The 11,267-nt window shown below is 49.1% G+C and carries 10 protein-coding genes; 4 read left to right on the top strand and 6 right to left on the bottom strand.

What is annotated here, in order from left to right; translation table 11 throughout:
* The first annotated feature begins 32 nt into the window (after positions 1 to 32).
* The 3 genes from U5R06_09635 (at position 33) to U5R06_09645 (ending at position 3,985) form a co-directional block, all read left to right on the top strand.
* Positions 33 to 1,664, top strand: coding sequence for an MFS transporter (locus U5R06_09635; GenBank protein MDZ7723043.1), 1,632 nt, complete (start codon positions 33 to 35; stop codon positions 1,662 to 1,664).
* 179 nt (positions 1,665 to 1,843) lie between these two features.
* Positions 1,844 to 3,457, top strand: coding sequence for a sulfatase-like hydrolase/transferase (locus U5R06_09640; protein ID MDZ7723044.1), 1,614 nt, complete (start codon positions 1,844 to 1,846; stop codon positions 3,455 to 3,457).
* A 195-nt stretch (positions 3,458 to 3,652) separates the two neighbouring features.
* On the top strand, positions 3,653 to 3,985 hold the full coding sequence (locus tag U5R06_09645; protein MDZ7723045.1) for a carboxypeptidase-like regulatory domain-containing protein: 333 nt from the start codon (positions 3,653 to 3,655) through the stop codon (positions 3,983 to 3,985).
* A gap of 78 nt (positions 3,986 to 4,063) precedes the next feature.
* Here the strand turns inward: U5R06_09645 and pabB are convergent, their stop codons facing one another.
* The 3 genes from pabB to U5R06_09660 form a co-directional block, all read right to left on the bottom strand.
* Positions 4,064 to 5,812, bottom strand: a complete 1,749-nt coding sequence (gene pabB / locus U5R06_09650; protein ID MDZ7723046.1) for an aminodeoxychorismate synthase component I — start codon at positions 5,810 to 5,812, stop codon at positions 4,064 to 4,066.
* Between the two features lie 98 nt (positions 5,813 to 5,910).
* Positions 5,911 to 6,354 (bottom strand): GNAT family N-acetyltransferase, encoded by a 444-nt coding sequence (locus U5R06_09655; protein MDZ7723047.1) that lies wholly within the window; start codon positions 6,352 to 6,354, stop codon positions 5,911 to 5,913.
* A gap of 4 nt (positions 6,355 to 6,358) precedes the next feature.
* Positions 6,359 to 7,264 (bottom strand): alpha/beta hydrolase-fold protein, encoded by a 906-nt coding sequence (locus tag U5R06_09660; GenBank protein ID MDZ7723048.1) that lies wholly within the window; start codon positions 7,262 to 7,264, stop codon positions 6,359 to 6,361.
* Here U5R06_09660 and U5R06_09665 point away from each other — a divergent pair.
* Positions 7,263 to 7,433, top strand: a complete 171-nt coding sequence (locus U5R06_09665; GenBank protein MDZ7723049.1) for a hypothetical protein — start codon at positions 7,263 to 7,265, stop codon at positions 7,431 to 7,433. The two genes, U5R06_09660 and U5R06_09665, sit on opposite strands and share 2 nt — an antisense overlap.
* A 1-nt stretch (position 7,434) precedes the next feature.
* Here the strand turns inward: U5R06_09665 and U5R06_09670 are convergent, their stop codons facing one another.
* From U5R06_09670 to U5R06_09680, 3 genes are all read right to left on the bottom strand, one after another.
* Positions 7,435 to 8,349: an SMP-30/gluconolactonase/LRE family protein gene (locus U5R06_09670; GenBank protein MDZ7723050.1), complete on the bottom strand. Its 915-nt coding sequence runs from the start codon at positions 8,347 to 8,349 to the stop codon at positions 7,435 to 7,437.
* Between the two features lie 18 nt (positions 8,350 to 8,367).
* Positions 8,368 to 9,339 carry a Gfo/Idh/MocA family oxidoreductase gene (locus U5R06_09675; protein MDZ7723051.1) on the bottom strand — a complete coding sequence of 324 codons (972 nt, stop codon included), beginning with the start codon at positions 9,337 to 9,339 and terminating at the stop codon, positions 8,368 to 8,370.
* A 397-nt stretch (positions 9,340 to 9,736) separates the two neighbouring features.
* Positions 9,737 to 11,047, bottom strand: coding sequence for a glycoside hydrolase family 2 TIM barrel-domain containing protein (locus tag U5R06_09680; protein ID MDZ7723052.1), 1,311 nt, complete (start codon positions 11,045 to 11,047; stop codon positions 9,737 to 9,739).
* Positions 11,048 to 11,267 lie beyond the last annotated feature (220 nt).

Raw genomic sequence — 11,267 nt, forward strand, 5'->3', positions numbered from 1 at the left:
GCTATCCCGCTTTTTTACAAGGAGACGGAACAATGAGTCAGAACAAGGTCAAGTTTGCAGAAAAAATCAGTTACGGACTGGGAGATACCGCCTCAAATCTCTATTTTCAGACGTTTATATTTTTCCTGGCATATTTTTACACCGATGTATTCGGGATTTCTGCAGCTGCTGCAGGAACCATGTTTGCTCTGACCCGGATCTGGGACGGGATCAATGATCCCCTGATGGGTATTATCGCGGACCGCACGCAGACACGCTGGGGCAAGTTTCGCCCTTATTTGCTGTGGATGGTGATTCCTTACGCCGTCATTGGAGTGTTGACATTCACAACCCCGAATTTCAATGCCACGGGTAAACTGATTTATGTGTATGTCACCTATACTTTGATGATGATGATTTATACGGCGATTAATATCCCCTATTCTTCATTGATGGGGGTGGTTTCACCCAATCCCAAGGTTCGCACCGGCTTTTCTCAGTACAGGTTTATACTGGCATTTGTCGGCGGGTTTATTGTTCAGGGGGTGACACTGCCCCTGGTTGGCGTTTACGGCGGAGCCGATACCTCTGTGCTTACTGCCACTGTCAATGAATCACACCAAATTGTGATCACGGAACAGGGCGAAGGAACATCAAAATTATCCTTCAAAGGAACGGACAGGCAGGGTGAAAAACTTGATCTGGACAAAATGGTCTGGGTCAATACGCCGGAAATCCTGGCTGAAGGTGATACCACCAGCGGTATTGTTTTTCTGGAAAGCGGCTTTGAACAGGCGCAATTCGCCCTGCCGGTCTGGTTCCCGGATATCAACTGGGATGAAGCGGATTATCAACTCAAAGTGATCAATGAACGCAAAGGCTTTCAATGGACCATGACCACCTTTGCGCTCCTGGCCATGATTCTGTTCCTGATCACCTTTTTCAACACCAAGGAACGCGTGCAGCCGTCGCTCCGACAAAAAACATCCTTGAAACATGATTTAGGTGATTTGATCCGCAATGTTCCGTGGGTCATTCTGTTTTTTCTGGGGATATTCACCCTCACGCACACCTGTCTGAGGAACGGAGCCATTATTTATTATTTCAAATATTATGTCGGGAATAAAGGGCTCGCTACCAGTTTTATGCTGGCGGGAACCGCTGCGACGATCATTGCCATTTTCCTAATTGGATGGGTGTCTAATCGTTTCGGCAAAAAACGTACTTATATTGTCTGTATGCTGCTGACCACTGTTTTTACATCGGCTTATTATTTTCTGGACAAAGATCAGATTGTCCTTATATTCATTTTTCAGGTGTTGGCTAATTTTACATTTGGTCCGACCTCGCCGCTGGTCTGGGCGATGTACACGGATGCCGCCGATTATTCAGAATGGAAGTGGGGACGCCGGGCTACCGGTTTGGTCATGTCTGCGTCAACCATGGCGCAAAAATTCGGATGGGCCATCGGCGGCGCCTTGACCGGTTGGCTGCTGGCAGCGTTTGGGTTTCAGGCCAATGTCGAGCAAACCCCGGAAACCATGCAGGGACTTCGGCTTATGTTCAGCTGGATTCCTGCTTCAGCCAGTTTGCTGGGTGCATTTTTGATGGTGATTTATCCGTTGAGTGAAGATAAAATGCAGGAGATTATGTCGGATCTGGATAAACGAAGAATGGAAGAATAAATAAACACACGTTCGGGCATTGCAGATATTGGATTTGCAAATGTTTGGTCCGAGAGTTTCTTGGAGAGCAAATGGTCAGGCGCGAGAAGGGAGGGCGCCTGACCCGCTCTAAATGAATGTTGTTGTGTCTGTGGAAAAACCGTATTAGGGTTACGGTTATGTATTGCTTGGAGACGGGTATGTCACGTGTCAATCGACGTCAGTTTTTGAAATTCGCAGCAGCCGGTACTGTTTTGTTTCCCACCGCTAACACGCTGACCGGATGCGCCGGGTGCAGACGTCCCAATATTATTTTCTTTATTGCCGATGATATGCTTCCGGAAATGTTTAATTTTTTGCCGGAAGGACGCGGCAAAAATTTAACCCCCAATCTGGACCGGCTGGCGCGTGAAGGCACAATTATGATGAATCAATATGTGGCCTCTCCCGTCTGTACGCCGAGCCGTTACAATTGTCTGACCGGACGCTATGCAAGCCGCGCCAGAAATGAATCATTTTTGCAGCGAACCCGGCGGGAAAAAGGACAAACCGTGATCCAGTGGAATTCTTTTATCACTGAAAGGGACAGCACGCTTCCCAAAATTCTGCAGGCCAATGGGTATACTACGGGTATGGTCGGCAAGAATCATGTTATTCATGTAAATAATTATTATCAATTCCCGGATTATAATGCCGATCCCAAAGCCCCGAAAATTGCCGCCAAATTACGTGAAAACAGCGAAAACCTTCAAGCTGCTGTGAAACAAGCCGGCTTTGATTATGCGGAGCGGCTTTATCACAATAATCCCAATTTCATCGGACTGGCGGATGTGGCTGTGCAGAATCTGGATTGGATCACAGAGGGTGGACTTTTATTTATCGAATCGAACCGGAATACTCCTTTTTTTCTGTATTTTGCCACCACCGTCCCGCATCAGCCTAATGAACCCGAGCGTTCCTGGAATGCCAATCCCCTTGTGACTGCACAAGGAATTTTGGAATCCCCGCCGGAAGGCATGCCGCCCCGGGAAACCATTGCGCGTCGAATAAAAAAGGCCGGACTGGAGGGGACAGGAAGAGAAAATCTGCTATGGCTGGATGATGCTCTGGGAGCTCTGTTAGATAAACTGTGTGAACTCAATCTGGATAATGATACTTTGCTGTTCTTTTTCAATGACCATGGTCAGCATGACAAAGGAACTCTTTATCAGGGAGGCGTTCGTACCCCCAGTGTGGTATGGAAAAAAGGTGGTTTTGAATGCGGTGAGGTCAGCACTACCCGTGTATCCAATGTTGATTTTGCACCCACCATTCTGGACTATACCAACAGCCGCTATGATCCGAATATGTTTGACGGCACCAGTTTTCGATCGGTTCTGCAGGGACGTTCAAAAATTATACATGACCGGCTATACTTTGAATTGGGGTACAGTCGCGGACTGTTAATGGGGGACTGGAAGTATATTGCTTTACGATATCCGGATTATGCGGAAAACAGGACTTTTTCTGAAAGAAAACAGGTGCTGGATGCATACAATCGCGGCAGAGAGTTTCGAAATATGAAAATTGTCAACCGCGATCCTTCCAAACCTTACAGTCATCTGGAAATCATACCGGGTGGAGGTCATGCTGAACACGAATCTTATGGCAAGCGGCCGGGGTATTTTGATTCGGATCAATTGTATAATATCTCGGAGGATCCGGGTGAGACAAACAATCTTGCACAAGATCCAACGTATCAAACAAAGCTGACAGAAATGCAGCAGGCGCTCGATGAAATGACCGATGATCTGCCAGGAGCGTTTAAAATATAGTTACCGGCTCAATTAGATCCTAAAGAGTGATGGTTTTCAATTGATCCTATCCATATTTTTTTTACTGCTAATGTATAGCACCTGTCTCTGTTCTTAAAGCGTCTTTTAAAAAGATCAAAATTGTTTAAATATTTTTATTGCTTATGGTCATGCATTTATATATTTTAAATTCAATATATATAACAGGAAGCAGGCATGAGGAACCAATTTGTAATAAACCGTTCTTTGATTCTCGTTTGTTTTGCACTGTTTTATTTTTTCGCATCTCAGGCCCTGGCAGCCTCATTAATACGTGGAAAGGTGGTTGACAGCAAAACCGGTAATTCGCTTCCGGGGGCCAATGTATATTTAGAGGGGACCCATATCGGCGCAGCAACGGACATGAAAGGCAATTATGTCATCAACAATGTTCCGCCCGGCGCCTATTCAATGCATGTCACTTATATCGGCTATCGGGAAAAGACGCTGCAAGTCAAATTGACCGCCAATGAAAAAGTGACTCACAATATTGAACTGGAAAAGTCCTAAAAGGCCAGGGCGTTGTGGTAACAGCCCAGGCTGAGGGCCAGATGCAGGCTATCAATCAGCAGATCTCTCCCAATACGATCAAGAATATACTATCACGCATTCAACCTGCCACAATCCGCGAACCGAGTTCATGCAGAAAACTTTTTGGCTGTTCAGCAGATCATCCCGGGTTAATGATTTGACACGCAGTTTTTTCTGCTCCAGCAAATAACGTCGATACACACCGGGCAGCAGGCCGGCGGAAACCGGAGGAGTGTACAATAGACCGTCGATCTGCAAGGCGATATTGGCGGTGCAGGATTCGGTGAGTCGGTGCTTTTCATTCCAGAGCAGGACGTCCGCTGTGGATGCCTGCTGCAGGGCGCGTTCGTACATGCTTCGGTCCGAGGTTTTGTGGTACAAACGGGGATCGTCCGAAGAAACCGGCGCACTGGCCAGGCTGATGCGGTAGCGCCGGGGATGCGGGATGAGCGGAGATGCCTCAATAGCCATGTTTCCATCCGGGTAGAGATATAATTTTGCTTTTAATTCCTGCTTGTCTGTATCTATTCCGGATTTCAGCTGCTGCCCGGCTCTGCTTGCGTCAAACGGAAATCCAAAATAACGAGCGGAGTGGCGCAGACGGTCTAAATGCAGATCCAGAAGAAAGAAACCCGTTTCCGCCCTCCATAACAATGATTCGAACAGATAGTGGGGCGGCATTTGATGTAAAATCCTTGTTTTGGTGAGTGTTTCCCGGTATTCATGAGAATCAACAGAATCCCAGACAATGCCGCCGCCGGTTCCGTACTCGGCCCGGCCCGATTTCTTGTTCCACAGCAGAGTGCGGATGGCCACGTTGAACTGGGATCGGTTTTCCGGGGACATGAATCCAATGCTGCCGGTGTATATATTCCGCGGTGTGGTCTCGAGTTTCGTGATGATGTTCATGGCGCTTGCCTTGGGAGCGCCGGTGATGGAGGCTGCCGGATAGAGCGCCTTGAAAATATTGACCCGGGAAGCATCTGTCAAGCAAGTGACGGTACTGGTCATTTGCCAGACCGTCGGATAGCGCTCCACCTGGTTCAGAAAGGGGACGTCGATGCTGCCGGTCCGGGCCACCCGCCCCATGTCGTTGCGCACCATATCCACAATCATGGTGTTTTCCGCCCGGTCTTTTGCAGAGTGGTAAAGCCGGTTGGCCCGCTGCTGATCCTGACATGCTGTAACGGCGCGCGCAGCGGTGCCTTTCATCGGTTTGGATACCAATTTGTCTGCATTAGTGCTGAAAAACAATTCCGGCGACGCGCAGCAGATGCACCAGTCCGGTAGATTGATGCAGGCGCCGTACCCCGGACCCTGAGCGCGGATCATCTGCTGAAACAGCGGCCAGGGTTCACTGTGTAATTCTGCCCGCTGACGATAGGTATAGTTCACCTGATAGGTGTCGCCGCGCCTGATGTGCTGTTTGATGGTCTGTATGCAACGCAGATAGTGTTTCCGTGTGACAGAGGGCTGCCAAATCAAGGCTCCCGCCTCTCCGCTCGGCTGGTTGGGAAACCGGACCGGCTCTGCCTGACGGTACAGGCCGAACCATAGCAGCGGAAAACCGGCTGGTGCATGCGTGTGCAGCGCCGGATCAAATGCGGAAGCCGCTTCGTAGGACAGAAACCCCGCCGCCCACAATCCGTTCTGTCTGACTGCGGATTCGATTTCTGTGAGAGCGGGCAGGACCTCCTGACAGCTGTCTGCCTGGATAATGCGGAGAGGATGGGAGAACAGATTCCAGCTGTGATCGTTTCGGTCGAATAGCAGAACACTGTTTTCAGATAATTGGTTGCAATGCATGTGTCGATGGGGATGAATGGATTCGAATCATATTGGCTAATTGTTGTTCCAAGGTAATCCTTTTCATTCAAACATACAATAGAGGACTGTAAAATTTATCAGCGCCCAGCGTGTTCATACAATCGTTTTGCCGGATTGTCCGCTGATACACTCCAGGATATAGCTTTATACCCGGATTCTGCGCTCTGTAAAAGCTGTTTAGGCAGCAGGGTTCCGATCCCCCTGCTGCGGAATTCCGGCAACACTGCCAGAACCAGTTCAGGGGTATCCTCATCGACAAATCCATAACCTTTGTTTTGCTCAGGGAATAATCTGAACCAGGCGGCTCCCATTTCTTGTCCGGTTCGTTTATTTACGGCAATGAATCCCGTATCTCCATTTTTTTCCCAGTTCTGAAAGTACCGGGTGAGTGCGGGATCTGACAGAATGCTCCGATCCGGAGGTTCTGCACCTTCCGGAACGAATACAGCCTGATACATTGTTTCCTGCTGAAACCGATGCTGTTCATGCGTTAACGGTAGAATGTCAATGACCGGATTCAATATATTACTCTGCTCCGCTTTGAATCTCTCTCTCCAATCCGCTTGGTCCGTGAGGTGCAATGTTTTGAAAGATCCAGCGCAGTCCGCGACTGTATCCTTCGGATTTGACCCCGGAATGGCGTTCACCCTCAATAGCAAAGTTGAGGAGGGCAAACTCGTCATAGTTCCGCGTCGCCAGTTTCTTTTGCAGTGCGATAATGGGTTCGCGAAAGGGTTCATATTCGTCTGTACCGTAGGACAGAAACAAGCGAACCTGCAATGTTTTATGAGTTGCGGCATATCGATCATCACGGTCGAACAGATAGCGGTTGTCCCATCCGGCTGCCGGACTGATGGCGATATAGCGCTTGAACAGGTTTGGTTTTTCGTACATGGCGTATAATACGAACAGACCTCCCATCGAACTACCTGCCAAAGCCCGATCCTTTGCATCGACTCGGTACTCGGATTGCATGTAGGGGATAACTGTTTTTTCAATAAATGTTAAAAATTCAGGTCCCTGACCGGATTTTATGTTTGCCGCACTGACTCGAGTCGGTGACAGATCTCTCGAGCGAAGATCACCATAGTTTACATCCTCTCCCGGATATGAAAATCCCACCATGATCAATTCAGGCAGCACATTGTCATAGGTCAGTTGTCCGTAAATAGAATGCAAAAGCGGCATATCCCAGTATGCATCGGTAAAATAGAGCACTGGATAATGTTTTTCAGGTGAATTTTCATAACTGTCTGGTAAATAAATGACCAATTCATGTTCGTGACCGGTCCATTCCGATTTCATCTGGACTTTATGGGTATTGTTCAGAACAAAGGGGGGTGTTTCTGCTTGTGTTTTCATGCTCAGACTGAAATTGACCAGGATTAAGAACACTGTAAACTTGAATTGTTTCAAAACAACCTGTGTCATGACGTTTTCCTTTCGTGTTGAACTCGAGTGGCTTGATGATTCAATCTTGTACCGGGTCGGTGAGTATGGACTGTTTTTACAGATTTTGGGATACGGCTTGATACGCTTTAGAAGCTGTGTCGCTATAGAGTATATTCAAGGCCCCGGAAAAGCATCCGGGGCTGAATAGATTACGGTAGTTTGATTTCATAAACCGTTCCGGCCTTCATATCGGGCAACAATAACCGGCCTTTGTCCTCTTCCAGATAAAAATCGGCTGCGCTCTGCAGAGTATCCACGAGCACGGTGGATTCCCCGGTGGCAGCATCCATTTTCCAGAGAGTGCCCTGCGCCCAGCTGCTGATATAATAATTGCCCTGACTGTCCTGGGCCACCCCGTCTGCGCCGCGATAGGCGCCGGGCAGCTGGGTCAGATCGCCGTCCTCCTGAACAAGCAGATTGCCCAAAAAGAAGGCGCCGATCAACAGCTTTCCGTCATTGTTCACATTTACGCCGTTGGGATTCAGCATTATATCCGAGGTGTCCTGGGCTATCGTCACATTTCCGTCAAGATCGACATGATACACGCGCCCGACCACCGGGATGGCTGCTGCCTCGTCGCTGTCCAGCGGCCAAAGCTTGTCCTCCTGGTCCCACATTTGGTTTGATGCGCCCATATCCGTGACATAAATGCCGGTGCCGTTTTCATCCACAGCAACATCGTTCAAATAAAGAACCTCATGCGGGAAATCCATTTGATCAACCCAAACGCCGGCAACGCCGTTCGCATCAATCTCCCAGATTTTGGTGACATCCGATACATACAGATGATTGTTCAGATAAACAATGCCCTTTGGGTCGTTAAAATTCGTGGAAAACGTGCGGACAACACCCGGTGCGAGTTCGACGATTTCGCCGTCCTCGGGTTCATTGCCGTCCATCAGAGTGACATAATAATTGCCGTTAAATCCCTTGGTAATGCTTTCCGGTTTTTCTCCGACGTCAATCGGGAATTGGACCTCGGCAACGCTGCCGCACATGATGAGCAGAACCGCTGCAGTAGCCGTCAACACAGTTGTAAATTTAAACCATGTATTGCGTTTCATGTTACTCTCCTTGTTGTTTTATGTGTTTTGTTTATAGATTTCATCCAGTATTTGAGAAACCTGTTTACCGTCAGTGCCGGTCACCGCGGGGTCTCTGTTTTCAAAAACAGCCTGTGTGAATTCGTGGATCAGGGGAAGATGTGCGTTCTCGTGACGCGGATGCCGTTCCATTCGCTCCTCTGATCCGGATTTGACGCGCAGAATTTCTTGATTGAGTACCGGAACGCGCAGTGTACCCTGTGTGGCGTAAATATCGAGGGTGTCGCGGTTTCCCTGCACCGCATCGGACACCCGGATCATGCCGTGAATCTGGTTGTCAAATCCCATGGACACAAACGCTGTGTCTTCAACCTCCCGGTCAAACTGCAGATTATAAAGATCAGACCGGGTATTATAAACCGTTCCGAACAGATTTTGCAGCACCTCGATGCGGTGACAGCCGAAATCCATCATGGGGCCGCCGCCGGATTTGTCTTTTTTTAGCAGCCAGTAACGCGCTTCTCCCGGTTTTTTATCGAACCAGCGAAAAGCCTGTGCATCCGCCATCACCGGTTTACCGATTTCCCCGGACGCCAGAATTTCTTTAATCCGCTGGATGATGGGATAAAATCGTCGATAATAAGCAATGCCGAGTTTGACATGATGCGATTCACACGCCTCGATCATCCGGTCGCAGTCTTTGCTATTCAATGCCATCGGTTTTTCGCACAGCACGTGCTTGCCGGCTTGTGCCGCTTTAATGGTTTGTTGCGCGTGCAGATAGACGGGCGTGGCGATATACACCGCCTCAATTTCCGGGTCCTGAATCAAGTCATGCCAGTCGCTGTACCAGGTTTCAGCGCCGAATGTGCGGGCAAACGGCTCTGCCAGTTCGTCATGCAAACGCGCCACCGCATGCAGCTCGCAGGTTTTCAAATCACGCAGCGCCGGTGCCACGCGTTTTTGCGCGATATCACCGCATCCGACGAGACCCCATTTGAGTGTTTTCATGCTGTTCTCCATGATTGTTCTGACAATTCTGTTTCGCTATTCCGATTTGCAGTATGTGCCAGATATAACCGCCTGCCGCTAAACCGGATTTTTAAACTCGGGAATCCTGAAAGATACGTGTTTTATTGAGGATTTGCAACAGGATTGTTGTTTATTGTTGTGCTGCAAATGATCGTTGCAGGTGCTTGACGGGCAATCGGGATTCCCGACCAGGCGTTGCATGGCAACATCGCAAAAAGATCGCCCCGGATAACAGACAAAATCCTGCCTCTCCTGTTTGTCGCATAACAGTTATGCTCTGGTATGCTATTTTAATTTATTGCCAAGTGTAAAAAAAGCAATAAAATAAAAAATGTTAAAACAGTACGTACCGGGGTACGTACTGTTTGTGTTCGTCTTACTGGTTCACATAAAACGGAATATTGGCGGTAGCGGTGCGGTTAATGTCGGGGTCTTTGATATACACAAAAATGCGATAGGGACCCGGCTGTTGCGGCGCTTTGAATCGGGCTTGGACGGTGTGATTCTGCTCAAAACGGTTTTCTACTTTGGCGGGTTTGCCTTCGCGGTCGCCGCCGGATTTCAGATCCGTGCTTTCGTGGTAAATCTCCCATTCGATCTGAACCGATTGAGAATCCGCGGCATGCGAATAGACCACAGCCTCGACCGGTTCACCGGGTTGTACAGAAATATCATCAATGGCTTGTTGTCCGTCCAGTCTCACCGAATCAATACTCGGGGAGCGGTGCTCCGGCCATTCGCCGGTCCAGTTGCGCTGCATGGCATCGATCACTTCCAGGGGATCGCCGTTTTCCATAAACATGCCGTACCAGGTATGCGTGCGCTCCTGTTTTTGTCCCCACAGAAACGCATAAGAACCGAGACAGCGGCTGGTGTCACTTGCGATGGCCTGTTGGTAATGCTTGTAATACGCCTTTCGTTTTTCAGTCGAAGTCTCTTCAATGGCCACATCCCATTCCGTGCGCGGCGCCGCCCAGTGTCCGGTGGGCCCCCATTCGGTGACGATATAGGCTTTTTCCCAGCCGGTTTTCCTTACATCCTCAGTTAGTCGGGCCAGACTGCCGTAGGCATTGACTGCCAGCAGATCGAGGTCTGTGCAGCGTTGCTTGATCTCCTGCATGCGCTCCTCAACAACGCCTGCGGTCATGGTGGTGGTGGGATGATGCGGATCCAGGTCATGGATCATTTTCGATACATCGTTCACCGCGTTCCAGACTTGAGGGTTGGTGTAATTGAGTCCCAGTTCATTGCCAACACCCCACATCAACACGGCCGGGTGATCCTTGTATTTCAGAACCTCGGCGCGCATGCGCTCCAGCTGCTGCGCCACGGCCTGTTCATCGTTATAGTCAAACCCGTGACGTTCGCGTTGCATGTCCAGCCCTAAACAGACAGACAGGCCTTTTTCATGCGCCTTGTCCAGCAGGGCCATGGTGCGCTCTCCGGTTCCCCAGGTTCGGACGGAATTGCCGCCGATGGAGACCAGCAGGTCCAGATGTCCCCAGCCGCCTACGCCTTTAATAAAGTAGGGTTTTCCGTCCCGATACAGTTCAAAGCGGCCGTTTTCCTCGCGGATTTCAACCGGGATGGGGCTTTGATTGGTATTGCATGCGGTTGCCAGAAAAATCAGGGTTATTACAGCCAAAATCAGGACTGTTTGGATCATTGCAAATTGTTTTGTATTCATAATGGCTCCGTATATGTTTAAACGTAAAGATTCAAATGATGCAGGACACGCTATACAGCTGTACGTGTCTGCAGGAATTTGTGCGGCTGCCTGAGATGTCAGACAGATTATTGCGGGGAGAATTGTACAAGGTTATTCACCTCAAATATGCAAAATAATTCCGCAAATGCAAGAAAAAAATGGTTCTATAGCGAATCGAGCGGGTAAGAAATTTTAGCGA

This window comes from candidate division KSB1 bacterium (assembly GCA_034521575.1).
In the GTDB taxonomy this organism is placed as follows: domain Bacteria; phylum Zhuqueibacterota; class Zhuqueibacteria; order Residuimicrobiales; family Krinioviventaceae; genus JAXHMJ01.